At 35.4% G+C, this 25,084-nt stretch carries 31 protein-coding genes; 20 read left to right on the forward strand and 11 right to left on the reverse strand.

All coding sequences use genetic code 11. The annotated features are described in order from the left end of the window. From FLY87_RS09325 to FLY87_RS09350, 6 genes are read right to left on the reverse strand one after another with little or no spacing between them, the layout of a single operon-like run. On the reverse strand, positions 1 to 339 hold the full coding sequence (locus FLY87_RS09325; protein WP_012546712.1) for a YraN family protein: 339 nt from the start codon (positions 337 to 339) through the stop codon (positions 1 to 3). After that, on the reverse strand, positions 327 to 785 hold the full coding sequence (locus FLY87_RS09330) for a toprim domain-containing protein (protein WP_012545605.1): 459 nt from the start codon (positions 783 to 785) through the stop codon (positions 327 to 329). The genes FLY87_RS09325 and FLY87_RS09330 overlap by 13 nt, the downstream gene beginning before the upstream one ends. Continuing rightward, positions 772 to 2,007: a diphosphate--fructose-6-phosphate 1-phosphotransferase gene (pfp, locus tag FLY87_RS09335; protein ID WP_012546508.1), complete on the reverse strand. Its 1,236-nt coding sequence runs from the start codon at positions 2,005 to 2,007 to the stop codon at positions 772 to 774. Before pfp ends, FLY87_RS09330 begins: the two co-directional genes overlap by 14 nt. A 10-nt stretch (positions 2,008 to 2,017) precedes the next feature. Continuing rightward, complete coding sequence (locus FLY87_RS09340) at positions 2,018 to 2,365, reverse strand: DUF86 domain-containing protein (protein ID WP_012546264.1); 348 nt, start codon at positions 2,363 to 2,365, stop codon at positions 2,018 to 2,020. Next, positions 2,358 to 2,654, reverse strand: a complete 297-nt coding sequence (locus tag FLY87_RS09345; protein ID WP_028842878.1) for a nucleotidyltransferase family protein — start codon at positions 2,652 to 2,654, stop codon at positions 2,358 to 2,360. Before FLY87_RS09345 ends, FLY87_RS09340 begins: the two co-directional genes overlap by 8 nt. A gap of 4 nt (positions 2,655 to 2,658) precedes the next feature. Continuing rightward, positions 2,659 to 4,002, reverse strand: a complete 1,344-nt coding sequence (locus FLY87_RS09350) for a class II fructose-bisphosphate aldolase (RefSeq protein ID WP_028842877.1) — start codon at positions 4,000 to 4,002, stop codon at positions 2,659 to 2,661. 195 nt (positions 4,003 to 4,197) lie between these two features. Between FLY87_RS09350 and FLY87_RS09355 the strand changes: the two genes are divergently transcribed. The 20 genes from FLY87_RS09355 (at position 4,198) to ffh (ending at position 21,485) form a co-directional block, all read left to right on the forward strand. Continuing rightward, on the forward strand, positions 4,198 to 4,614 hold the full coding sequence (locus tag FLY87_RS09355) for a DUF3617 family protein (protein WP_012545104.1): 417 nt from the start codon (positions 4,198 to 4,200) through the stop codon (positions 4,612 to 4,614). A 178-nt stretch (positions 4,615 to 4,792) separates the two neighbouring features. Continuing rightward, positions 4,793 to 5,821 (forward strand): hydrogenase small subunit, encoded by a 1,029-nt coding sequence (locus tag FLY87_RS09360; RefSeq protein WP_028842876.1) that lies wholly within the window; start codon positions 4,793 to 4,795, stop codon positions 5,819 to 5,821. Between the two features lie 15 nt (positions 5,822 to 5,836). After that, entirely contained in the window at positions 5,837 to 7,507 is a 1,671-nt protein-coding gene (locus tag FLY87_RS09365; protein WP_141267048.1) for a nickel-dependent hydrogenase large subunit, read from the forward strand. Positions 7,508 to 7,570: 63 nt separating this feature from the next. Further along, positions 7,571 to 8,059, forward strand: coding sequence for a HyaD/HybD family hydrogenase maturation endopeptidase (locus FLY87_RS09370; RefSeq protein ID WP_038059439.1), 489 nt, complete (start codon positions 7,571 to 7,573; stop codon positions 8,057 to 8,059). Then, a complete protein-coding gene (locus FLY87_RS09375; protein WP_028842873.1) occupies positions 8,032 to 8,286 on the forward strand; it encodes a HypC/HybG/HupF family hydrogenase formation chaperone in 255 nt (84 codons plus the stop codon). Before FLY87_RS09370 ends, FLY87_RS09375 begins: the two co-directional genes overlap by 28 nt. Beyond that, positions 8,268 to 8,489: a sulfurtransferase TusA family protein gene (locus tag FLY87_RS09380; RefSeq protein ID WP_012544963.1), complete on the forward strand. Its 222-nt coding sequence runs from the start codon at positions 8,268 to 8,270 to the stop codon at positions 8,487 to 8,489. Before FLY87_RS09375 ends, FLY87_RS09380 begins: the two co-directional genes overlap by 19 nt. Before the next feature lie 2 nt (positions 8,490 to 8,491). Beyond that, positions 8,492 to 10,393, forward strand: coding sequence for an ATP-binding protein (locus tag FLY87_RS09385; RefSeq protein ID WP_141267050.1), 1,902 nt, complete (start codon positions 8,492 to 8,494; stop codon positions 10,391 to 10,393). A 5-nt stretch (positions 10,394 to 10,398) separates the two neighbouring features. After that, on the forward strand, positions 10,399 to 10,947 hold the full coding sequence (dcd, locus tag FLY87_RS09390) for a dCTP deaminase (RefSeq protein ID WP_012546770.1): 549 nt from the start codon (positions 10,399 to 10,401) through the stop codon (positions 10,945 to 10,947). Continuing rightward, entirely contained in the window at positions 10,944 to 11,642 is a 699-nt protein-coding gene (pyrF, locus tag FLY87_RS09395; RefSeq protein WP_012545803.1) for an orotidine-5'-phosphate decarboxylase, read from the forward strand. Before dcd ends, pyrF begins: the two co-directional genes overlap by 4 nt. Positions 11,643 to 11,673: 31 nt before the next feature. After that, complete coding sequence (locus FLY87_RS10200; protein WP_028842871.1) at positions 11,674 to 12,573, forward strand: GGDEF domain-containing protein; 900 nt, start codon at positions 11,674 to 11,676, stop codon at positions 12,571 to 12,573. A 274-nt stretch (positions 12,574 to 12,847) separates the two neighbouring features. Then, positions 12,848 to 13,279: a glycine zipper 2TM domain-containing protein gene (locus FLY87_RS09405; protein ID WP_012545573.1), complete on the forward strand. Its 432-nt coding sequence runs from the start codon at positions 12,848 to 12,850 to the stop codon at positions 13,277 to 13,279. 15 nt (positions 13,280 to 13,294) lie between these two features. Beyond that, positions 13,295 to 13,864 carry an orotate phosphoribosyltransferase gene (pyrE, locus tag FLY87_RS09410; protein ID WP_028842058.1) on the forward strand — a complete coding sequence of 190 codons (570 nt, stop codon included), beginning with the start codon at positions 13,295 to 13,297 and terminating at the stop codon, positions 13,862 to 13,864. After that, positions 13,861 to 14,625, forward strand: a complete 765-nt coding sequence (locus tag FLY87_RS09415) for a hypothetical protein (RefSeq protein WP_141267052.1) — start codon at positions 13,861 to 13,863, stop codon at positions 14,623 to 14,625. The genes pyrE and FLY87_RS09415 overlap by 4 nt, the downstream gene beginning before the upstream one ends. Positions 14,626 to 14,696: 71 nt before the next feature. After that, entirely contained in the window at positions 14,697 to 15,764 is a 1,068-nt protein-coding gene (dnaJ, locus tag FLY87_RS09420) for a molecular chaperone DnaJ (protein WP_012546226.1), read from the forward strand. 2 nt (positions 15,765 to 15,766) lie between these two features. Continuing rightward, positions 15,767 to 16,105 (forward strand): MerR family transcriptional regulator, encoded by a 339-nt coding sequence (locus FLY87_RS09425; RefSeq protein ID WP_012545092.1) that lies wholly within the window; start codon positions 15,767 to 15,769, stop codon positions 16,103 to 16,105. Positions 16,106 to 16,118: 13 nt separating this feature from the next. Beyond that, positions 16,119 to 18,749: an ATP-dependent chaperone ClpB gene (gene clpB, locus FLY87_RS09430; protein WP_012546043.1), complete on the forward strand. Its 2,631-nt coding sequence runs from the start codon at positions 16,119 to 16,121 to the stop codon at positions 18,747 to 18,749. A 21-nt stretch (positions 18,750 to 18,770) separates the two neighbouring features. Beyond that, entirely contained in the window at positions 18,771 to 19,220 is a 450-nt protein-coding gene (locus FLY87_RS09435) for an Hsp20/alpha crystallin family protein (protein ID WP_012546164.1), read from the forward strand. Positions 19,221 to 19,328: 108 nt separating this feature from the next. Further along, the gene (trxA, locus tag FLY87_RS09440; RefSeq protein WP_012545412.1) at positions 19,329 to 19,661 is read left to right on the forward strand and encodes a thioredoxin; all 333 of its coding nucleotides are present in this window, start codon (positions 19,329 to 19,331) and stop codon (positions 19,659 to 19,661) included. 3 nt (positions 19,662 to 19,664) lie between these two features. Further along, complete coding sequence (locus FLY87_RS09445; RefSeq protein WP_181406031.1) at positions 19,665 to 20,162, forward strand: peroxiredoxin; 498 nt, start codon at positions 19,665 to 19,667, stop codon at positions 20,160 to 20,162. Further along, complete coding sequence (gene ffh / locus FLY87_RS09450) at positions 20,163 to 21,485, forward strand: signal recognition particle protein (protein ID WP_012546620.1); 1,323 nt, start codon at positions 20,163 to 20,165, stop codon at positions 21,483 to 21,485. It begins immediately after the preceding gene. Positions 21,486 to 21,488: 3 nt separating this feature from the next. Here the strand turns inward: ffh and FLY87_RS09455 are convergent, their stop codons facing one another. Genes FLY87_RS09455 through FLY87_RS09475 form a run of 5 tightly spaced genes read right to left on the reverse strand, consistent with a single transcriptional unit; the run spans position 21,489 to position 24,957 of the window. Continuing rightward, entirely contained in the window at positions 21,489 to 22,139 is a 651-nt protein-coding gene (locus tag FLY87_RS09455) for an energy-coupling factor ABC transporter ATP-binding protein (RefSeq protein ID WP_012546570.1), read from the reverse strand. Next, a complete protein-coding gene (gene cbiQ, locus FLY87_RS09460) occupies positions 22,136 to 22,879 on the reverse strand; it encodes a cobalt ECF transporter T component CbiQ (protein ID WP_012545677.1) in 744 nt (247 codons plus the stop codon). Before cbiQ ends, FLY87_RS09455 begins: the two co-directional genes overlap by 4 nt. Then, the gene (locus tag FLY87_RS09465) at positions 22,869 to 23,597 is read right to left on the reverse strand and encodes a hypothetical protein (protein WP_012545984.1); all 729 of its coding nucleotides are present in this window, start codon (positions 23,595 to 23,597) and stop codon (positions 22,869 to 22,871) included. The genes cbiQ and FLY87_RS09465 overlap by 11 nt, the downstream gene beginning before the upstream one ends. Then, a complete protein-coding gene (cbiM, locus tag FLY87_RS09470; protein WP_012546305.1) occupies positions 23,591 to 24,187 on the reverse strand; it encodes a cobalt transporter CbiM in 597 nt (198 codons plus the stop codon). Before cbiM ends, FLY87_RS09465 begins: the two co-directional genes overlap by 7 nt. After that, a complete protein-coding gene (locus FLY87_RS09475; RefSeq protein ID WP_012546093.1) occupies positions 24,187 to 24,957 on the reverse strand; it encodes a DUF4198 domain-containing protein in 771 nt (256 codons plus the stop codon). The genes cbiM and FLY87_RS09475 overlap by 1 nt, the downstream gene beginning before the upstream one ends. Positions 24,958 to 25,084 lie beyond the last annotated feature (127 nt).

A 25,084-nucleotide genomic window follows, 5' to 3' on the forward strand; every position in this document is an offset into this window, starting at 1 on the left:
TTAGAAGAAAGCATTTTCAATGTGTTCAATTTTTTTATCATTGATTGCTATAACATCAAATCTCACAGGATATTCTTTTTTAAGCATTGAGATATAATAAAGGGCTAATTTTTTAAGTTTTTGCTGCTTTGTGTAATTTACTGAAAGTTCTGGTTTGCCGAATTTGTCTGATAATCTTCTTTTTACTTCTATAATTACGATAAAATTTCCATCTTTTGCTATTATATCAATCTCTCCAAAAGGTGTGCGAAAATTTTTCTCAAGGATTTTATAGCCTTTTGTTAAAAGATAATCTATTGCTAATTTTTCACCTTCTTTGCCTAACTCTATTCTTGCCATTGTTTTACATCAAGACTTTGCCCAGCTATTCTTTGAAAAAGTGAAGGAATTTCTTCTATTTCTAATATCTCCTTTTGGCAAAGAATTTTTAGCAATTCCCTTATTGATGCAAAATCTTCCCACATTCCTTGCAGATTTTCTCCTATTTTTGAATATAGTTCCTCTCCTTTTTCATCCCAGTCAATGAGCAGAACAACTTTTTCAAAACGGTTGGCTATTGTTTCTGAAAACTCATATATTGATTTTCCGCTATGAAGTATAATAATTTCTCCATCAAAGCCTATTTCACGTAAAGCTTTTTTGTCTCTTCTGCCTTCTACTATGATAGGAACAAATTTATTTATTTCATAAAGATAGTGTAAAACTTCCCGAATTTTTTCTGCTCTCTCCCAGTCTATTGGAACAAACTCTTTCTTATTTCTTCTTTGCCTGTCATGTGGTGACATAGAAAAATTTTTCCCTAAATTCTTTCTCGCTCATTTTTACAACTGAAGCAAGTCCCTTAAGACGCTCACCTTCAAAGTCTTCAGCTTCAAGTCTTATCATATATTTTCTTCCTACTTCATAGTTTTCCGATGTTATATCAACCTTTCTTATTTTTACTTTACCTGTTCTGTAATCAATAAGTTCAACAAAAGGAATAGGTCTGAGATGTCCTTCTTCAAAGGTTATCATTGCACCCGTACCGCCTCTTAATAGGTAACGGACTGCTCCATAGCCAAGGTTTCTTGTATATTCAATATCATAGGGAATCGGGTCCGCAGACCTCAGTTCATAGCCGATGTTTTTATCAACTATCGTTAATTTAATTCCCATATCTTCAAGAGATTTTTTAACAAAGTTTTTCATTATTCTGCCAAGTTGAATCTCACTCAGCCTTACTCTTCCTGTCTCATCTTTTTCAAGTTGTTCATAATGACTCAGTTCTTCAGGATCAAACTTTTCTGAAAGTCCTTCTGCCATAATTACAACTCCGTGGTCTCTTCCCATGCTGAGTCTTTTGATAATAGCACCTGTGAGAATATCTGCTACTTTTTTAAATGAAATTTTTTCTTCAGGAAATTCCTCTGGGATTATTGTTAATGTTGCGCCAGCAGCTTTTCCAACTCCCAGTGCAAGATGTCCTGTATATCTTCCCATTATGGTTAAGAAATACCATCTTGCAGAAACTCTTGCATCTTCCATAATATTTTTTACAATTTCCACGCCCCAGTGTCTTGCTGTTTCATATCCAAAAGTAGATGCACCCCCAGGAAGAGGGAGGTCATTATCTATTGTTTTTGGGACATGAACAACATTTATCTCACCTCTTGCTTCTCTTTCTATCCAGTTTGCCATAAAAAGAGTTCCATCTCCGCCTATTGTTATGAGATACTTTATGCCTAATTTTTTAAGTGTTTCCATTAAAACAGGGAATTTCTCTTTAACTCTTTCTGCATGCTCGCGGGATGTTCTTAAAATTGAGCCACCTTTTGTATGTATTCTTGAAACGTCATCTACACTAAGAGGCATTGCACAGGAAAGATTGCCGTCAAAGAGAGGTTTAAAACCACCTTTTATTCCAATTACTTTTTTGCCCTGATTTATTGCCTCAATTGTTGCTGCACTTATTGTTCCATTTATTCCCGGAGCAGGTCCTCCACCAACAATTATTCCAACTGTTTCCATAAATGCCTCCTTATGAGATTTCTTGAAGCAACTTACGAATAGCCTTTTCTAATTCAGGAATTTTTTCTTTAATGACATTCCAGGTAATACTCACATCTCCGCCAAAATATTCATGAATCAGAATATCTCTTAAACCAGCTATTTTTCTCCATTCAATAGCTTCTTTCTGCTTTATTTCTTCAGGTATTTTTTTAACTGCTTCGCCTATATTCTCAAGTGCTTTCATTGTAGCATACTGTATAAGTTCATTATCTCTGAACTCTTCTACTGAATGAATGTTTTTATTGAATTTTTTTATCCTTTCTACTTCATCAACGATGTCTTCTAAAATAATCTTTGTAATTCTTCGTTTAGACATAAATTGTTTCCTCTAAAATATAAGGCTTTAAGCGAGGTTTTATCGCATCCTTGATTATTAAATCGACATTAATACATAAAAGAGTTGTCAAAAAATTTTTTAAATCTACATAATTATCAAAAGTTTTAAATCTTTCATCAAGAACAACTAATATATCAATATCACTTTCCTTTGTTTCCTCACCCCTTGCATAGGAACCAAAAATTCCTATTTCTAAGACACCAAATCTGTTCTTTAATTCTTCCTTTTGTTTATGTAATATATCTTTTATTTTCTCTATTTTTTCCATAAAATTAAAAATCAATCTCCACTGAAACCTTAGCAGGTTTCACAGTTTTATTTACTATTTCAACAGTATCAAACACTCTTAATTTCCCAAATAAAAGCTCAAACTTCTGTTCGAGTTCTGCCATGATTGGCTCTTTTACTTCTTTTGGAAGACTCCACCACTCTTTTTTAAATGGTCCAAAACCCTTTTTGCGGGTGCTATAAATGAACTGCTCCTCTGTTTGTCCCTCCTTCCATTCAGAGGCAAACTGTTTTTTAAGAAATTCATAAATCATTTTACGGAACTCATCTGGCAAGTATTTGCTGTCATAAATTATATTTTGAAAGCCTGTGGCAAGATGTATCTCAGAAGTGCCTGTCTCGGGGAATTTATCAAAAGCTTCCTCTGGTAAAGTGCTTGCTCCATGCTGAACACATCCGCTTAATCCATATTCTTTACGCACAAGCTCTGAAAGAATCCGTAGAGTTTCAAAATCAATCTTAACCTGTGCAATGCTTCCATCTGGTAGCACTACTCCACCATGTTTTGTGCCAGTCTGCACACTTAGTTTGCTTAAACCTTTATCTCCCTTGTATACATCTCTGAAGCCGTCAAGATATGCCCTTGCTTCTTCAGGGGTGGAGTTTTTCCCTCCAATCTCACCAATTTCACCACCTATAGATATGGTAACACCTTCAGGTTCAAGGTTTCTTACATGTTCGGCTAAAAGAGCTGTATTTTCAAAATTTGGTCTTTGTTGTTCATAGATTGTTTCTTTGCTTAAATCAACAAGAGTAGATGTATCTATATCAATGTTATAAAACTCTGCTTCAATTGCTTCTTTTATTAAGCCTTTCACATAATTTATTTCTTTATCAGGTTCTTTTTCAAAATATCTTCTTACAATCTGGAAATGATCTCCCTGAAGGAAAACAGGTCCTGTAAAACCTTCCTTGACAGCAGCTGCTAAAACGCAGGCTGAATACTCCAGCGGTCTTTGCTTTGTATAACCAATCTCAGAGCGAGCAATTTCAAAGATAAGGGCACCAACATTTTTCTCCTTTGCTTTTCTAAAAATTGCTCTTGCCACATCATAGGTTAAACCTCTAATATTAATTGCAGGAACTGTAAAGCCCAAAAAATGTTTCCCCATTTCCTCATATAATCCATGAATTGATGAAGGAATAGCATCCATTCCCTTTGCGATTTCTTTAATAATTAGTAATTTTTTAATTCTTGCTTCTTCCACTTCTTCAAAAATTGCATCAAATATAAGTCCATCCATAGCTTTTTTGACTTTTTCTTTATCTTTTACTACAACTTTACCATCTCTAATTTCTACAATCTCTGTAATTTTCTCAAAACCCATATTACACCTCCAGAAAATTTTTTATATTATACTCAATTTAGTTAAGAGAAAATCTATAGTCATTAGTTATGACATAGTATCCATGTTTTATTTCTACCCCTGGATACTATCTCCTAACCCTGAAAGAAGGAATGATTTGACAAACTTCGTATTACCTGATACAATTCAATCAAATAAAAAATAGGGGGTTTTAAAATGATTAGAGCATTATTCATTATTTTATTTTCTATTTCTTTATTAATGATAGCCTGTTCCAAGAAGGAAGAAGGACCCAACATGAAGGAAGGAAAATGGGAAATAACATTTCAAATGGAAGCAACTGGTAAATTGCCCTTTCAGATGCCTCCTCAGACTTTTACTCAATGCATAACCAAAAAAAATGTAATTCCTCAAAATATTGAAACAAATAAGGACTGTAAAGTTATTAAAGAGGAGTTAAAAGGAGATACAGTAGCATGGTCAATGGAATGCCAAACTCCTGATGGACCTTTTTTCAGTGAAGGGACAGTGACATACAAAGGAACCTCCTTTAACGGAGTTGGCAAAATGAAACATAGCGGAGTAGAGATTACTCAAAAAATGAGCGGTAAGTGGATTGGTGAATGCAAATAATACTATACTGAAACCCAGCTAATTTAACTATCTCTCTGAGGGCAGCTAAATACCTCTTATTTCAAGGATTGTTCTTACCCTATATACTATGTTTTAACCTGAAAGAGAAATCTCTTGACAAATTATATAAAAAAATATAAACTTACTACACGAAAAAAAATCTTTTCAGGGGGCATGTATGGAAAAAGGAACAATCTATGAAGGATTGGTTCGTCGTGGGGTTTCAAGAAGAGACTTCCTTAAATTCTGTGCAACAACAGCAGCTGTTTTAGGACTTTCCTCCTCTTATGTTCCAAAGATTGCTGAAGCAATGGAAAAAAAGGAAAAGCCAGTTGTTGTCTGGTTACACTTTCAGGACTGCACAGGATGCAGTGAAAGTGTATTAAGGGCAACAAAACCAACAATTGGCCAGATTGTTCTTGATGTGGTATCTCTTGAATACCACGAGACAATCATGGCAGCAGCAGGACATCAGGCTGAAAAGTCCCTTCACGATGCCATTAAGAAGTACAAGGGTAAATATCTTGTAGTGGTTGAAGGTGCAATTCCTACAAAAGATGGTGGACTTTATTGTTGTATAGGTGGTAGAGCAGCAGTTGATATTCTCAAAGAAGTTGCAAAAGATGCCGCTGCTATAATTGCCATCGGAACCTGTGCAACATACGGTGGAATTCCAGCAGCAAAACCAAATCCAACAGGAGCTGTCGGTGTAAGAGATATTATTAAAGACAAGCCTGTAATTAATCTGCCAGGCTGTCCACTGAATGTTGAAAACTTCACTGCTACAGTGGTTTATTTCCTTACCTTTGGAAAACTTCCAAAAACTGACAATCTCGGAAGACCTCTATTCGCACACGGAATTCTCATTCATGATAATTGCGAAAGAAGAGGTCATTTTGACACAGGCGAATTTGCAAAGTCATGGGGAGATAAGGGACACAGACTTGGCTGGTGCTTATATGAACTTGGCTGCAAAGGACCTTTTGCCTATCACAACTGTCCAACAATTAGATGGAATAATGGGACAAGCTGGCCAGTTATGGCAGGACATCCTTGTGTTGCCTGTTCAGAGCCAAAATTCTGGGATGCTAATGCTCCATTTTATGCAGGGCTTCAAAATAAAGATAGCTTCTTTGCAAAGGCATCCAAGATTGGACTTGGTGCTATGGCAGTAGCCGGTTTAACAAAGAAAGAAAACAAGGAATAAATAAAGGGGGCATGTATGGCAAGATTAGTAATTGATCCAGTAACAAGAATTGAGGGGCACTTAAGATGTGAAGCAGTAGTTGCCGATGGCAAGGTGAAAGATGCCTATTCATCCTGTACCATGTGGCGTGGAATAGAAGTAATAATGAAAGGTAGAGACCCGAGAGAAGCATGGGTTTTTGTTCAGAGACTTTGCGGTGTCTGCACAACTGTTCATGCAATTGCATCAATAAGAGCAGTAGAAGATGCATTGAAGATAAAAGTTCCAAGAAATGCTGACCTTATCAGAAATCTCATAATGGCAAATCAGTGTGTTCAAGACCATGTAATTCATTTTTATCATCTTCATGCTCTTGACTGGGTTGATGTGGTGTCAGCTCTCAAAGCAGACCCAGCAAAAACTTCAGAACTTGCAAAAAGCATTTCTCCTTGGCCTAATAATTCAACAACATACTTCAAGGCTGTTCAGGACAAACTGAAAGCTTTTGTAGAAAGAGGACAGCTTGGAATATTCAGCAATGGCTACTGGGGTCATCCTGCATACAAGCTTCCACCAGAGGCAAACTTAATGGCAGTAGCACATTATCTTGAAGCACTTGACTGGCAGAAAGAAGTTATCAAGATGATGGCAATGCTTGGTGCAAAAAATCCTCATCCTCAGACATTCCTTGTTGGTGGAATGGCAATTCCAATAGACCCAGAAAGTCAGAATGCAATTAATGCAGGAACTATAGCTGCTCTAAATAAATATGCTGACATGGCAATTGAGTTTGTTGAAAAAGTATACATTCCAGACCTTCTTGCAGTCGCATCTTTCTACAAAGATTGGGCAAAATATGGTGGAAATGTGAATTTCCTTGCCTGCGGTGAGTATCCAGAGGCAAATGGAAAGCTCTGGCTACCAGCAGGAATTATAAAGAACAAAAATCTAAAGGAAATATATCCAGTTGACCACAAAAAGATTCAGGAATACATCACTCGCTCATACTATAAGTATTCCAAAGGAGAAAATGCTGGTCTTCATCCTTGGGACGGAGAGACAACACCTAACTATACAGGACCGAAACCACCCTATGAGTATCTCAATGTAGATGGTAAATATAGCTGGGGTAAAGCACCAAGATATGAAGACCTTCCAATGGAAGTAGGTCCTCTTGCAAGAGTGCTTGTAGCCTATGCTTCAGGACATAAGGAAGTTAAGGAAGCAGTAGATATGGTAATGAAAAAACTCGGTGTCGGACCCGAAGCACTGTTTTCAACTCTTGGAAGGACAGCGGCAAGAGGAATTATAGCTCTTGTTACTGCTTACAAAACAAAAGATTTCATCAATGAGCTTGCTGCAAATATCAAAAAAGGTGATTACACAATCGCTAACACTGAAAAATGGGATCCCAAGACCTGGCCCGCAGAGGCAAAAGGTATGGGTTGGCATGATGCTCCTCGTGGTGCTCTTTCACACTATATCGTAATAAAGAACAAGAAGATTGAAAACTACCAGATGGTTGTTCCTTCTACATGGAATCTCTCACCAAGAGACCACAAGGGTGTAAGAGGTCCTGTTGAGGAGGCTCTTGTTAATACACCTGTAGCAGATTCAAAACAGCCTCTTGAGCTTCTCAGAACCATTCACTCCTTTGACCCATGCATGGCATGTGGTATGCACATTGTTGAAGTAAAGGAAGAATAATTAGAAAGAATAAAAAAACTAAGCCCTCCTTATCATAGGAGGGCTTTTTAATTGGAGAGAAGTATGGATATTTGCATCATTGGCGTAGGAAATATTCTTATGCAAGATGAAGGTATTGGGCCGAAGGTTGCGGAGATTTTAAGAAAAAATTATACCTTTGAGCCAAATATTGAAATTATTGATGGAGGGACATTAGGACTTGATCTTCTCCCCTACATTGAAAAGTATAAAAAAATCATCATAATTGATGTTGTAGATTTTGGTAAAGAACCAGGATTTATAAAAATTTTAAGGGGAGAAGAAATCCCACCCTATCTTAAAACAAAGCTTTCTGTGCATCATGTAGGGGTACAGGATTTACTTGAAGTAGCAAGGCTGATGGGTTATATGCCAGAAGAATTAGTTCTTGCAGGAATTCAACCAGAGTCTATTGACCTTGGACTTGACCTTTCACCTATTGTGGTTGGTAAACTAAATGAATTAATTGAAGAAATTTTAAAAATTCTAAATAATTGGGGGATAAAATGTGTCTTGCAGTCCCATCAAAAATAATAGAAATTGAAGACACTATGGCAACAGTAGATGTTATGGGATTAAGAAAACAAATCAGCCTTATGCTTCTTCCAGAAGAGCCCAAAATTGGAGATTATGTACTTGTTCATGCTGGTTTTGCCATAAATAAAATGGAACCTCAAGAAGCACAGGAAGCATTAAAGATTTTTGAAAAAATTTTTAAAGATATGGAGGAACAGGAAAAAAGTTGGCAGACAGAGTTATAGATTACAGTGGTTTAAAATGTCCTTATCCTATACTAAAATTAAGTGCCCAATATCCCCAGTTTAAAGAAGGTGAAATCATTGAAGTAATCGGAGATTGTCCCACCTTTGAAAAAGATATAAAAGCCTGGTGTAGCAAGCTCGGTAAAACCATCCTAAATATAGAAAAACAAGGAAATAAAATTAAGGTGACAATAAGGATTTAATGATGGAACAGCATTCTTGTCCACATGGTGGTTTTCTTGCATGCAAAAATACATTCTGCGAATATGGACAGAGATTGAGCGAGATTTTACATCTCTGCTCAGACATAATTGAAAGCATAAGCAAAGGAGATACATCAAAAAAAATAGATATAAAAGTTCAAAGGTATGCTGTTCAGAGACTCATAGATAGTATAAATAAACTGGCTAAAGAGGTTGACGATTTAATAAATCTTAATCATGAGCTTGCAGTGGGAATATGTGAACACTTTGATGTTTTAAGAAGACTTCAAGAAGGCGATTTTTCAGCAGAAGCTTCAGAGGAATCCAAAATTGAAATTGTAAAGATGCTCGGACAGTTAATAAATAAACAAAAAGAGAGATTTTTAGACTATATAAGTAAAATAAAAGAACAACAGGAACAAATATTTCATTTTTATGAACAACAAAATGCTATTCTTTCCTCTGTTGGAGTTGCCATTATTGTTGTTGAAGCGGATATGACAATAGAGTTTGCTAACAGTGAGTTTGAAGATTTAACAGGCTATTCTAAAAAAGAAATAGAAGGCAAGATGAAGTGGACAGAGTTTTTTTCAGAAGAGATGCTTGATAAAATGATAGAGTATCATAATCTTAGAAGAATTTCTCCTTCCTTAGCTCCAAGACAGTATGAATCAAAACTGAAAGACAGAAATGGAAGAATTAGGGAAGTTCTTATGAATGTTGCCATGATTCCTTACACAAAAAAATCAGTAGCATCTATAATTGATATCTCCGAGAGGAAGAAGATACAGGAACAACTTATTCATTCACAGAAGATGGAGTCCCTTGGAATGCTTTCAGGAAGAGTTGCTCATGAATTCAACAACATTCTTACAGGGATTTTAGGATTTGCTGGTCTTCTTCATACGAAGATAGAAGAGCCAATACTTAAGAATTTTGTTGAAAAAATTATTGATGCTGGCGAAAAAGCAAGAGATTTAGCAAAGAAGTTACTTGTATTCAGCAGAAAAGAGGAAATTGGCGTAATTCAGGAAATCAATATAAACAAATATCTTAAAAATTTTTCTGAATTTGTAAAAACCATTATAGGAAAAGATATAGAGTTAAAACTGCATCTTCCAGAGGAAGAAGTTTTTTATAGAATAGACCCTCTTCATCTTGAGGTTATTCTGATGAATCTTATTACAAATGCAAGGGATGCAATGCCTGAAGGAGGAGAGCTTATAATTGGTCTTAAAGAGATTTCCATTGACCTTGAATATCATTATACTCATCCGCTTGTCGCCCCGGGTGATTATGTTGTTTTATGCATAGCTGATACAGGAGCAGGCATGGATGAAGAGACAAAACAAAGAATATTTGAACCATTTTTTACCACAAAACCAAAAGGCAAAGGAACAGGGCTTGGGCTTTCCACAGTTTTTGGATTAGTAAAACAATATAATGGACATATTCATGTTTATAGCGAAGTGGGTAAGGGAACAACATTTAAAATATACATGCCTGCAAAAGACAAGAAAATAAAGCCTTCAATATCCCCAGAAACTTTAAAGGGCGCAGAAACAATACTTGTTGTTGATGATGATGAACAGACAAGAGATTTTATTTCGTCATTTCTTAAAGATTATGGATATAATGTCTATGAAGCTAAAAATGGTAAAGAAGCTCTGGAAATATTTAAAAAACTCAACCATGAGATAGCACTTTCTCTGATAGACCTTGTTATGCCAGGAATTTCTGGTATTGAAGTTATGAGACAGATTAAGACAATCAATCCAGAGGCAAAAATTGTTATAATGAGCGGACATCCTATTGACCTTAAAGATGTCATCTCTGTGGAAAAAACTTTTGCGCCTGAGGAAATTTTACTTAAAATTAGAAATATACTTGATGAAAAGGAGTGAAGCATATGGTGAGAAATGATCGCTGGATTAAAGAAATGGCTCGTAATGGAATGATTGAACCCTTTGAAGAGGGACTTATCAGGGAAGGTGTCATATCCTATGGAGTAAGTTCTTATGGCTATGACATGAGAATTGCCGATGAATTCAAAATTTTCACCAACATAAACAACACAGTAGTAGACCCAAAAAACTTTGATCCGAAAAGCTTTGTTGAGTTTAAGGGAGAAGTATGTATAATTCCGCCAAACTCTTTTGCTCTTGCTCGCTCTGTGGAATATTTCCGTATTCCAAGAGATGTTCTTGTGATATGCATAGGAAAGTCAACCTATGCAAGATGTGGAATTATTGTAAATGTAACCCCTCTTGAACCGATGTGGGAAGGTTTTTTAACTATAGAGATATCAAATACAACGCCTTTGCCCGCAAAAATCTATGCCAACGAAGGTATTGCTCAGTTGATCTTTTTAAAAGCAGAGGAAGAATGCGAGGTCTCCTATGCAGATAGAAAAGGTAAGTATCAGGCTCAGCAGGGAATAGTGCTTCCTAAAATATGACCTTAGACAGGGTAATAATTGCTCTTGATTTTCCAAGTAAAAAAGAGGCTCTGAAAATTGTTGATGAGCTTGATGAACTGATAAGTTTTTACAAAGTAGGGCTTGAGCTTTTTCTCAACGAAGGTAAAGAGATTTTAAAAACTCTAAAAAAAAGAGAGAAAAAAATCTTCCTTGATCTTAAATTTCACGATATTCCGAACACTGTTCAGAGAGCTGTCAAGACAAGTTTAAACTATGGCGTGGATATGCTGACTTTACATACAACAGGTGGCTTTGAGATGATGAAAAGGGCAAGGGAGACTGTAGAGGAAGCAAAAATTAGAGAGAATGTTTCTTTAAAGCTTTTAGGAGTAACTGTGCTTACAAGTCTTGATAGTAAAAGTCTTGAAGAAATTTATGGATTAACCTTTGATATCCCATCTCTTGTAAAAAAACTTGCAATGCTTGCTAAAAAGACAGGAGTTGATGGAGTTGTAGCCTCTGCCCATGAGATATCTACAATTAAAGAACACTGTGGCAGGGATTTTACAGTAGTAACTCCAGGAATTAGGCTGGGAAAACTGTCTCATGACGATCAGAAAAGAACAGTGACTCCGCAAGAGGCTTTCCTCAGAGGTGCGGACTATATAGTAATTGGAAGAGCAGTCATATCTTCTCAAAATCCCAGAGAAGTTCTCTTAAACCTGTTCAGATGAAGGATATTTTTATGTTAAATTATTTATCAAAATGAAAATAGTTCTCTGTACCAATAGAGAATCTCTTTCCGATTTGATATCTTCTTTTTTAAAAGATGAAGTTGAATTTTTTCAGCCTCTCTGGATAAACAATGAACTTTTTGACCATATTTATAAAATAAATCCTGATTTGATATTTTTTGATCTCTATCAAAAAGGCAATAAAAAGTGGAAATTTATTGAAAATTTCACCTCTGCTCCATCATTAAGAGATATACCTTTAATTGTGATTATGGACAAAAAAGTTAGATCTCAACTGCGGGAAATGTGTGAATATGAAATTTTTGATTATCTAATCGGGAAATTATCTAAATGTGAGTTTATCATAAAAATAAACAAAGCAAGAGAAATTATTGAAATGAGGAAAGAGTTTAATAAATTGCTTACAAAAGATCCCCTCACAGGTGCTTACAATAGAAGTTTTCTCATGGCAAGAATTCAAGAGGAACTAAGTTGGTGTTCTTTCTATAAAGAACCCCTTAGTATTGCTTTGTTTGATATAGACTACTTTAAAAAAATAAATGATACCTATGGTCACTTATCAGGAGATAAAATTCTGATGGAAATTGTTTCATTAGCAATAGAATTTTTGCCAAACCGATTAACTATCGGAAGATATGGTGGTGAGGAGTTCTGTATAATAATGCCTGGTATTGAGGAAAATGAGTCTTTTAAAATATGCGAGGCTTTTCGGAAAAAAGTTGCAGAAACCGAATTTCATACTTTTTCTGGTGAAACAATAAATCTTTCAATAAGCATTGGACTGACAACTTTTTATGGAAACAAATTAATAACAATAGATGAATTAATACAAAAAGTTGATACAGCTCTTTATAAAGCAAAGCAGACAGGAAGAAATAGAGTAATTTTAGAGACTTTTATAGTAAAATAAAAAACAAGAGGCTGTTCAATTAGTAACAGTCATTCCAAGGGGTTTTAATGACTCTGAGGAATTTTATCCGAAAAGGTTTCTTTTTCTTTTGTCATTCCGAGCACCCTCAATGGGTGTGAGGAATTTGACCCTTAGGGTCACCCTGAGGCAAAGCCGAAGGGTCTCCTCCTTAAATCGGAAAGAGGGGATTCCTCGTCGCTCATGCTCCTCGGAATGACAGATGAAGCTATAAGTTTTTGAACAGTCTTAATAGAAACTAAGGAGGAGGTTTAAAATGAAAACAATGGCTTTGGTAGTGGCTATTTTATTACTCTTTACAGTAGCATGTGGACAGTTTCAGCAACAACACTATGAAGGCGCAGGCGCAGGTGCTGTTGTTGGTGGAGTAGCAGGTGCTCTTCTTGACAAAAAAAATCCATGGCGTGGAGGTGTTATTGGCGCAGCTCTTGGTGCTGTTTTTGGAGCTACAATTGCTGATATTTCTACAAGAGGTTCAAGAGAGGCATATCAAACTGGAAAGCCTGTTGAATACAGAACAGAAGATGGAAGAGGCTATTACAAAGCAGAACCTTCAAGTGATTACTACTATAAAGACCCTTATACCAAGTGTAGAAAGGTTTCAGAAAAAGTATGGGAAGATGGTAAGCTTGTTAAGGATACAGTAAAAGAAATATGCGAATCTGAAAAGCAGGAGAGAAGCTATTGATAGCGGTAATATCCAATGCGGGATAGACTAATAAGACTTATTTATGAAAGAGCCTTTAAATACAGTGAAGAGCCTATTTTCCGACTTGTCTCAGGTGGTTTAAGTCAGTATTACTTTAACTGTAAAACAGTAACTCTATCACCTGAAGGCATGTATTTAATAGGTAATATAATTTTTGACATGATTGCTAACCTTGATGTTAAAGGTATAGGAGGACTTACACTTGGTGCAGACCCTATTTCAAATGCAGTAGCCTATACTTCCTATTTAAAACGTAAACCCATTGAGTCATTTGTTGTTAGAAAAAAAGCAAAAGAACATGGCACTATGCAGTGGATTGAGGGGAACATAAAACAAGGTGACAGTGTTGTTGTTGTAGATGATGTCATTACTACAGGAAGCTCAACAATTAAGGCAATAACCCGTCTTAAAGAAGCAGGAATTTTCGTGAAAAAAGTTATTGTTCTTGTTGATAGACAAGAAGGTGGAAGGGAAAATATATTAAAATTTCTTGCAGAATGCGGATTTCCTGCTGAATTAGAAGCAGTGGTTTTAAGGGATGATGTAATGCAGCTTAAAAGGTGAATAAACAGATAAAATTTCAATGCATAATTAATTGCTCCTATATATGTTGCGGTGGAGCAACTATTGTTACAATAAAAGAACTTGGAAAACTTTACAGATTTTTCCCTATTACTGCAGGATTTAGGAAGATATATCCTTTTAATTCTTTTCATAAAGAGTATCTTGAAGCTTTTGCAATTAAATATAAAAGCTTTTACATTATTGGAGATTTTGTAGCAGGCAATAGATTAAAGAAAAGATGTAGACTGCTTAAAGACTCTTTATGTTCAATACATGGAAGCCTTAAACCCCTTCAATGCAATATTATTCCATTTTCCGTGACTTTCCCTGAAACAATGCAAAATCTTGTAATAGCAGAAAAAAGAAGAGGAGTTTTTAAAGTTTGTAAAGGTTTTCATGATGATGCTCCTGTGGTATGGAATGGTGAATTCACTGACCCAAAGCTTAAAGAAAATTTCTATAACCTTAGAGAAAATCTTGTTTTCCAAAGACATATAATTGAGAAAATTTTTTTGAGATTTGAAAATAATGTATTTTTTCAAAAATTTATACAAACAGAAAGTGGTTTCTTTGAAGTGCCTATTCTTACTGATTTTATTGATGAAATATGCAATATTGCTTTAATTCAAAATAAGACCGATTTCTTAAAAGCCCAGAAAAATTTATTTATCAATGAGTTAACGGTTGGAGGAATTAAGAACTCCTTATTTATTGATGCATTGAATGCAATAGAAGCAAGCAATATCAATATTTCTGAGTAACTAATTTCTCCTTAAATCAATTAGGGTTTCAAGACTTGATATAAATCAACTCAATATGTTATTGTTTAACTATGGAACGTAAAGATTACTACAAAATCTTAGGAATTAGTAAAGATGCCTCGCAGGAAGAGATTAAAAAGGCTTATCGTAAGCTTGCGAGGAAATACCATCCTGATTTAAATCCGGGGAATAAAGAAGCTGAGGAAAAGTTTAAGGAGATAAATGAAGCATATGCAGTATTGAGTGATCCTCAAAAAAGAGAGGAGTATGACAGAGGAGGAAGCTTTGATTTTAAGGGTTTTGATTTCGGTGGTTTTGACTTTACAAAAGGCTTTGATTTGGGAGATATCTTTGGCGACATCTTCGGTGAGACTTTTACCACTGCTCAACCTTTCTATTTAAAGGGTGAAGATATTGTTATTCCGATAACACTTAGTTTTGAAGAAGCTTATAATGGTGTAGTCAAGCCAATTCATTATCAGAGATATATAGAATGCTCAGTCTGTCACGGAAGCGGTGCTGATAAGATAGATATATGTAAAAAATGTAATGGTACAGGAAGAATTCAGGCATCTCGTGGATTTTTAAGAGTAAACCAAACATGCCCTCAATGTGGAGGAACAGGTAGAACCGCTTCATCCAAATGTAGAAACTGTGGTGGAATTGGAAGAATTTTGACTGTTGAAACACTTAAAGCAAAAATTCCTGCTGGTGTTGATAATGGTTCAACTGTAAAGGTTAAAGGATACGGAAATGCTGGCAAGGGCGGTGCACCTTATGGTGATTTAATACTTGATGTTACGGTTACTCCGCATCCTTTCTTTACAAGAAAGGGCGATGATATATACATTGAGCTTCCTGTTACCTTTGTTGAAGCAGCACTGGGTGCGAAGATTGATGTTCCTATTGCTGATGGAGGTTTTGTAAAAATGAAAATCCCTGAAGGTACTCAAAGTGGACAGAAGTTTAGAATTTCTGGCAAGGGATTTCCTTCGCCAAAGAATGGTAATAGAGGAGATTTGTATGTTGTGATCAAGATTGCGGTGCCTAAGGGATTAACCCAGTCCGAAAAGGAGGAAGTAAAAAAGATTGAGAGACTCTATAAAGAAAATCCAAGACAGTTCATGTTGGGGAGGTAAAAATGGGAAAAGACGAGAGATTCTATTTGATTAGCATGGTATGTAAACTTCTTAATGTACATCCTCAAACTCTGAGACTTTATGAGAGAGAAGGTTTTATAAAGCCCAAAAGAATAAAAAAACAGAGGATTTATACAGATGAGGATTTAGAAAGACTTAACTTTGTAATAAAGCTTACAAAGGAATTTGGTGTTAACAGAGCAGGAGTTGACATTATTTTAAGGATGAGAGAAAGAATGCAGATTATGGAAGAGGTAATGCAGGAAATGCTTCGTTATGTTGATGAAGAAATAAGACAACAGGTGGAAAAAAGAATTAAAAAATTTTTTGAACAATTTTAAGGAGGGAAAAACCATGAGATTTGATAAACTTACTTATAAAACTCAGGAAGCCATAAGAGAGGCTCAGAAGATTGCTTCACAGTATGGTAACCAGCAGATAGATGTAGAACATCTAATTTATGCCCTGGTTGAAGATAGTGAAGGGCTTGTGACTCGGATTCTTAAGGAATGCGGAGCAGACTTAAACTCAATCAAAACAGATTTAAAGAAAGCTATAGATAAAATTCCAAAGGTCTATGGTGCTCAGCCACTTGAGCAGGTCTATATTACTCCAAGACTTAATCAGCTTTTTGAAAAAGCTGACAAGGAAGCAGAACATCTTAAAGATGAATATATAAGTGTGGAGCATCTTCTTATAGCTCTTTTTGATGTAGGAGGTCCTGCGCTTGATGCAATAAAAAAGCAGGCAGTTACCCGTCAAAAAGTGCTTGATGCAATGAGGGCAATAAGAGGAGTTCATCAGGTAACTGATCCAAATCCAGAAGAAAAGTATCAGGCATTGGTTAGATATGGCAAAAATCTTACAGAACTTGCAAAAAAGGGTAAACTTGATCCTGTTATTGGAAGAGATGAAGAAATTAGAAGAGTTATTCAAGTTTTAAGCAGAAGAACAAAGAACAATCCTGTTTTGATTGGTGACCCTGGTGTTGGTAAAACAGCTATAGTGGAAGGTCTTGCACAGAGGATAGTAGCAGGCGATGTTCCTGAATCTTTGAGGAATAAAGAACTTATAGCTCTTGATATAGGCTCACTTCTTGCAGGTGCAAAGTATCGTGGAGAGTTTGAGGAGAGACTCAAAGCAGTGCTTAAAGAGATTACACAGTCTGAAGGAAGAATTATTACATTTATTGATGAACTTCACACACTTGTAGGTGCAGGTGCTGCTGAAGGTGCAGTGGATGCAGCAAATATGCTCAAGCCAGCTTTAGCAAGGGGAGAGCTTAGATGCATTGGAGCAACTACTGTTAATGAATACAGAAAATACATTGAAAAAGACCCTGCACTTGAAAGAAGATTTCAGCCTATTTTAGTTAAAGAGCCTTCTGTTGAAGACACAATTTCTATTTTAAGAGGACTTAAAGAGAGATATGAGGTTCATCATGGTGTAAAGATAAAGGATTCAGCATTAGTTGCTGCTGCTGTGCTTTCAGCAAGGTATATAACAGACAGATACTTGCCTGATAAAGCAATTGATTTAATTGATGAAGCTGCGGCAAAGCTCAGAATGGAGATTGATAGCATGCCAATTGAACTTGATGAGATAGAAAGAAAACTTAGACAACTTGAGATAGAGCGTCAGGCATTGAGCAAAGAACCAACTGAAGATGCAAAGGAAAAAATAAAAAAGATTTCTCAGGAGATAGAGCAACTACTCACTAAAAAAGAGGAACTGAACACACAATGGCAGGCTGAAAAAGAGTTTATTTTAAAAATCAGAGAGATTAAGGCAGAGATTGAACAGGCAAAAATAGCAAGTGAACAGGCAGAACGTCAGGGAGATTTAACAAGGGCAGCAGAATTGAGATATGGCAAACTTATTGAACTTCAGAAAGCACTTGATGAGGCAAATGCCCGACTTAAAGAGATTCAGAGAGGAAGGCAAATGCTCAAAGAAGAGGTTGATGAAGAGGATATTGCTGAGGTAGTGGCTAAATGGACAGGAATTCCAGTTAAAAGACTTCTTGAAAGCGAAACTCAGAAACTTATAAAAATGGAAGAGCGACTCAAAGAAAGAGTTGTTGGACAAGATGAAGCAATTATAGCAGTATCAAATGCAATAAGGAGAGCAAGAGCAGGATTACAGGATCCTAATCGTCCTATTGGGTCATTCATGTTTCTTGGACCTACAGGTGTTGGTAAAACAGAACTTGCAAAGGCGCTGGCAGAATTTCTATTTGATGATGAAAATGCCATGATTCGTATTGATATGTCTGAATATCAAGAGCGTCATACTGTATCTCGTCTTATTGGTGCTCCTCCTGGTTATGTGGGCTATGAAGAAGGAGGTCAACTTACAGAGGCTGTAAGAAGGCGGCCATACAGTGTTGTTCTTTTTGATGAAATTGAAAAGGCTCATCAGGAAGTATTCAATATACTCTTACAGATACTTGATGATGGTCGTCTTACAGATGGACACGGAAGAACTGTTGACTTCAGAAACACAATTATCATAATGACATCAAACATAGGAAGCGCCCATATTCAAGAATTTCTTGAAAATAAAGGTTCTGAGCACTGGCAGGATTTAAAGAAAGATTTAAAAACAAGGATAATAGATGATTTAAGAGCATTTTTCAGACCTGAGTTTCTTAATAGGATTGATGAGATAATAATCTTTAATCCATTGAGTAAAGAGATAATGAAGGATATCATAGAAATTCAGATTAAACGGATAAAACAGTATCTTAAACAGAGGAAGATTGATATAATCCTTACAGAAGAAGCAAAGGACTATATTGTAAGAATTGGATATGATCCTGTATATGGTGCAAGACCTTTGAGAAGAGTGTTACAGAAAGAAATTCTTGATGCTCTGGCAATAAAACTAATTGAAGGAACATTTAAAGAAGGGGAGACTGTAGAAGTTGATTTTAAAGATGGTAAAATTGTATTTAATAAGGTTGTTTTGGTAGAAGCAGCCTAAGATAAATTGAGGAGGTGTATCATGTCCATTGTAAAATGGAGTCCTTTAAAGGAAATTGAGGAAATAAGAAAGGAGATGGACAGACTTTTTGAAGAGTTTCTATCACCTGTTCGTAGGAGAAGAGCTGTTACCACAGAAGGGGTTATCTCTCCTAATGTGGATATTTTTGAAAGAGGTAGAGAGGTAGTTATTCAGGTTGAACTACCAGGTGTTAATAAGGATGAGGTGGATTTAACTATTACAGATGACCGATTGATAATTAAGGGAGAAATTAAGAAGCCTGAAGGTATTTCTGAAGATGATTATATTTTGAATGAAAGAAGTTATGGACCATTTTCAAGAACTGTCAATCTCCCTACGGATGTAGATAAATCTTCAGTTAAAGCAAATATTAAAAACGGACTACTTGAGATAGTTGTTTTAAGAAAAGAAGAATCCAAACCAAGAGAGATAAAAATTCCTTTAGAATAATTATATTCCTCGGGGCATCATGCTCCGAGGAATTTGATAATAATTGACAAAATATTAGAGAAAGATTTATTTTAGAGAAGTTGTTTACAAAATCTCCCGGAGGTAACAATGGCTGAAGGCATTGTAGAGCTCACAAGCTCTAAATGGGAAACAGAAGTTTTAAATTCAAAAGGTGTAATAATGGTAGATTTTTGGGCACCATGGTGTGGTCCATGCAGAATAATTGCTCCTACAATAGAAGAACTTGCAAAGGAATACGAAGGTAAAATAAAAGTAGGGAAACTAAATACTGATGAAAATCCAGAAATAGCAACACGTTATGGAATTATGGGAATTCCAACAATAATGTTTTTTAAAGATGGTCAAAGAGTTGACCAGATTGTAGGAGTTGTTCCAAAATCTATTCTAAAGAGCAAATTGGATAGTCTCCTCAGTAGCTAATTCGTGAAAAAATTTTTAATTATAGTTTTTATCCTACTAATTCCACAAATGGGGCAAAGTGCACTTAAAAAAGGTGATTTTGCCCCTAATTTTTCCCTTACTGCTTGGAATGGAGAAAATATTGAAGTTTATCAGCTTAAAGGCAATGGAATACTTATAGAGTTTCTTTCAACAAAATGTTTTGCCTGTGATTACGTAATTCCTGATATAAACAAACTTTACGGAAAATTTAAAAAAGAAAATATTCAAATAATCGGAATCTTGTTTAATGACGAAATAAAAGAACCTCAAAAACTTTTTGAATTTGCAAAAGACAGGGGGATTCAATATCCTCTATTTCTATGTGATGTAAAAATAAAAAAATTATACAATATCTATGGTTTCCCAAACTTTTTTATTTTAAATAGAGAAAAAAAGATTGTCCAAATATACAGAGGCATAACAGAAGATACTTTTGGTTTACTGAGCAAAGATTTAGAAATTCTTCTTAGGAGGCAATAAATGTTTGAAGCATTAACAGATAAACTTGAAGCAATATTTAAAAAACTTAAAGGTAAAGGAATTCTAAAAGAAGAAGATGTTGATGCAGCTTTAAAAGAAATAAGAATTGCTTTGCTTGAAGCAGATGTTAACTTTAAGGTTGTAAAAGCTTTTATTGAAAGAGTCCGTCAAAAAGCAGTTGGTAAAGAGATTCTTGAAAGCCTCTCTCCTGCACAACAAGTAATAAAGATAGTTTATGAAGAACTCTGTGAACTCCTTGGAGGAAGTACTTCAAAAATTAAGCTCAGTCCTAATCCTCCAACAATCATTATGATGGTAGGACTTCATGGTTCTGGTAAAACCACCACATCTGCAAAGCTTGCAAGACTTTTTAAAAAACAGGGACGGAGGCCTATGCTCGTAGCAGCTGATCTTCAAAGACCTGCGGCAATAGAACAGCTTGTTACCTTAGGTAAACAGATAGATGTTCCTGTTTTTCATTCATATGAAATTAAAGATCCAAGAGAACTCTGTAAAGATGCTTTAAAAAAGGCTGTTATTGACAGAGCAGATCCTGTAATTGTTGATACCGCAGGAAGAATGCATGTTGATGAAGAACTCATGAGAGAATTGCAGGATGTAAAAAATGTTCTTAATCCTCATGAAATTCTTTTTGTAGCAGATGCAATGACAGGACAGGATGCTGTGAACATCGCAAAAAGTTTCCATGAAAAAATAGGTATTGACGGTGTTATTCTTACAAAGATGGATGGAGATGCCAGAGGTGGAGCAGCACTGTCCATAAAAGAAGTCACTGGAAAGCCAATAAAGCTTATTGGAACAGGTGAAAAAATTGATGCAATTGATGAATTCCATCCAGACAGAGTTGCAAATAGAATTCTTGGAATGGGAGATGTCCTTTCACTAATTGAACAGGCACAGAAAGCCTATGATATGAAAGAAGCTGAAAAGCTTAAAGCAAAAATTGAAAAAGAGGAGTTTACATTTGATGACTTGAAGGACCAGATCAGAAAAATGAGGAAAATGGGACCTATTGAAAATATCCTTTCCATGCTTCCTGGGGCAAATAAATTTTTGAAAAACATTAAAATAGATGAAAAAGAGTTTGTTAAAGTGGAAGCAATAATTAATTCAATGACTTTTGAAGAAAGAAAAAATCCTAAAATTATAAATGCAAGCAGAAGGATAAGAATTGCAAAAGGAAGTGGAACAACTGTAACAGATGTTAACAGACTTATCAAACAATTTCATGAAATGAAAAAAATGATGAAACAGCTAAAACATGGGAAAGGATTTAAACTGCCAAAGATTTTTCCATTTTAAATCTTAAAATAAAATTTTTCCGCTATCCAATGTATAGACTTTATCTGTTGCTTTTGTTATAAAATCTCTGTCATGAGAAACAATTAGATAAGTTTTTGTATTATGCTTTAAATAGCTCAAAAGTTTTTCTGTTGTATTTTCATCAAGCCCTGAAGAAGGTTCGTCCAATAGATAGCATATTGGTTTCATCGCAATAATTGTTGCTAAGGCAACAAGTTTTTTCTCCCCTCCTGAAAGTTTAAAAGTAACTCTGTCTTCAAAATCTTTTAAGCCCAAGATATTGCATGTGTCCCTTACTATTTCCATTGCTTCTTTTTTTGTCTTTCCAAGATTTAAGGGACCAAAGGCTATATCTTCCTTAACTGTAGGACAAAAGAGCTGACTATCTGAATCCTGAAAAAGAAAACCTATTTTCTGTCTTACTTCAATGAAATCTTTTTCTTTATTTCGTATTTTTCCGAATATCTCTATAGTTCCTGATTGAGGCTTAAGAAGCCCCATTATAATATGAAGGAGTGTTGTTTTCCCAGAGCCATTAGGTCCAATTAAGCCTATTTTATCTCCCTCATATACATCAAGATTTAGGGAATTTAAGACTATCCTTCTGTCATAGCTGAAGGAGATATTTCTTAGTTTTATAATTGGTGTTTTCAACTCTTAACCCAGAATAAAATAAAAATTGCTGTAGAAATAACACCAAATATTATATCACTTTTTCTAATTTGAAAATGCTCAAATAATGGGAAAAAACCCTGAAAACCTCTGCAAAGCATTGCCCTGTATATCTCCTCTGCTCTTTCATAGCTTTTTATAAGCATTCCACCAACAATGTATGCATAGGTTTTATAAGTATGAAGATTTGTTTTTGGAATAAATCCTCTTAAAGCAACTGCTCTCTTTATTTTTAAATATTCTTCATGAATTACAGTAATATAGCGATAAAAAAGAAAAAAGACTGTAACAAGTTTTTTTGGCATTTTTAAATGAAGCATTGCATGAGCAAGAGAAAACACTGAGGATGTTGAAAGAAGAGTTATTGTAGCAATAATTATGGCATTGCATTTAATAGTGATTGAAAGAGCATAGTTAATTCCCTCATGGCTGATTTTTATGAAGCCTAAAGTAATATAAGGATTTCCAGGGTAGCTTAGAGGAATAAAAAGCCATATAAAAGCAATGAAAAAATTCGCTGCGAGAAGTCTTGAAATTAAGGGTTTTGCTTTAATTCGGGTAATTAAAAGAAGAGTTAATGAGTAGAAAAGATAAAGCATTGGTGTTTTTATACCTGATGATATCGCGCAGAGTATACTGAATAAAGCAAAAACCAAAATTTTTACTCTTGGGTCTGCTTTGTGAAGAAAGCTATTTCCCTCTGAGAACTCTTCAAGATGCATTTTTTTTTCTTTTAAGAAGCATTATTATCCCCCAGATTCCGAAAATATATCCAATGCCTCCAATTATATCTCTAAGACTAACTTTATCCATCTGTTTCCGTAAATCCATTATTTCAGCCCTTAATCCCTGTAATTTAGCATCCATAACTTCGTCAATTATCTGTTTGATTTCATCTTTGTTCACTGTAGCCTCAGACTGCACAGGTTTATTTGGAGTCTTTGCCGTCATGGTTTCCTTATTTTCTTTTTTTTCGGGTTTTTCCGCTATCCCTTCAAGTTTATACTCTGCTCGATGTCCTTCTCCTGCAGGAATTATTATCCTTAATGTCCCCTTTTCTTTTGTTGTAAAACTGTATTTACCCTTTTCATCTGTTACAGCTTCAAGAATCTTCTGCCCTTTTAAATCGTAAATTTCTACCTTGCTGTTTTTGCAGGGTGAGCCATCTACAAAGTAACATTCTCCAAAAATTTTATCTCCTTCTCTGTATGCATAAGTACTTACTTTATGGGCATAGGCAGAGGTAGAGATGAAAATTAAAAGTTGTATGACCAAAATAAATATAATCCCTTTTTTTATTTTCAAATTCTTTTTATCTAATTCCGAATTCTTTTTCTTTAATTCCGAACCTTTGCCTGTCATTCCGAACGAAGTGAGGAATCTCCTCTGGTTTATTTTATGCTGTGCAAACCAGTAATTTTGTTGTCTATAGTTTAGCATATCAATGCCTCCGGTTTTACTTTTTTAAGATATACTACAACAAATCCTGTAATAATTCCCTCAATTAAAGCAATTGGAAGATGCATTACAAGAAGAGTTCCTGCAATGCCTACAAAACTTTTTTCAGTTTCCATCAGAGCAATACTTATAAAAAATGCTGCTACAAGCAGAGCTAAAAATCCGCCTAAAAAGCCACCTAAAAAAGCTAAGTTTTTGCCTTTTTGTAGCATTTTTCTGAAAACATAATATAATAAAACTCCTGGCATTGCCATTGCAAAAGTATTCACACCCAAGGTAGTAAGTCCACCAAATTGAAATAAAAGAGCTTGAAGCACCAATGCTACAAATATGGAAGGAAAGGCTGCCCACCCAAGAAGCATTCCCACAAGTCCGTTTAATACAAGATGTGCAGATGTTGGTCCTATGGGAATGTGAATAAGAGATGCGACAAAAAAGGCTGATGAAAGAACCGCAACCTTAGGGATGTCTTCATTTTTTATTTTCCTTAATCCTAAGGTAAGTCCTATTAAGGATAAAACAGCGCCGGTAAGAAGAACCGGCGCAGAAAGCACTCCTTCTGAGATATGCATTATTTTATCTCCCTTGCCTTAATCCAAATAATCCCTCCTATTTCAACTGGGTATTCTTTTCCGTCTTTTTTAAGCTTATATGGTGCTTCAGTCAATGCAGCAAATCCCCACCAGCCAGCTTTTGGTATACCAAAGGTAAAAACTCCATTTGCATCTGCCTTTATAACCTGCGTTATATAAGACTCCTTTGGTGCTTTTACTTTTACCCCCTCATTAAAATATTCAACTTCTACCTCTGCGAAAGGAAGCGGCTTTCCATTAACCTTTACAACTCCCTGAAAAACGTTTCCAGCCCAAAGACCATAAGGTCTTGTAAGTGGAACAATCTCAATTGGAAGTCCTACTTCTTTGTCCCATCCTTCTTCTTTGCCTAATGCCTGCACCACGACTTTTGGATAGTGGACAATAAATTTTTCCTCTGCAGGTTCCCAGTAAGGCTCTGGTTCAAGATAAAAGATGTAGTCCCCAGGACGTTTAATTGTAAATTGAGTTTCCCAAATATTTCTGCCCTTTATTTTTTTGTTTATAAGCGTATTAAGCAGGTCTGTTTTCTCATCTCCAAGCATGACTCCAAATGCCTTTGGCTTTTCCATATTTAGCCATTCTTGTTCAAAAGGATGCATGAAGTAAACCTTAAGAGTAATTTTCTTTGGGTCTTTCTCACCAATGATGTCATCAGAAGGCAGAATTATTCCAAAATGAGCAAAAGCTATTCCTGTGAAAAATAAAACAGCAATGATGCTGATTAAAAAAGTTGAAAATCTCTTCATTTTTTTTACCTCCTCCATTAAAAGTTAAAGTTTAATCTAACACCGTATACATTGCCTGCTTTTGTGTTTTCGGAGTCTCTATCTTTGTCACGGATATATTGATAATCAAAGGTTATGTCTGAACTAA

The sequence above is a fragment of the Thermodesulfovibrio sp. Kuro-1 genome, assembly GCF_006538445.1.
In the GTDB taxonomy this organism is placed as follows: domain Bacteria; phylum Nitrospirota; class Thermodesulfovibrionia; order Thermodesulfovibrionales; family Thermodesulfovibrionaceae; genus Thermodesulfovibrio; species Thermodesulfovibrio yellowstonii.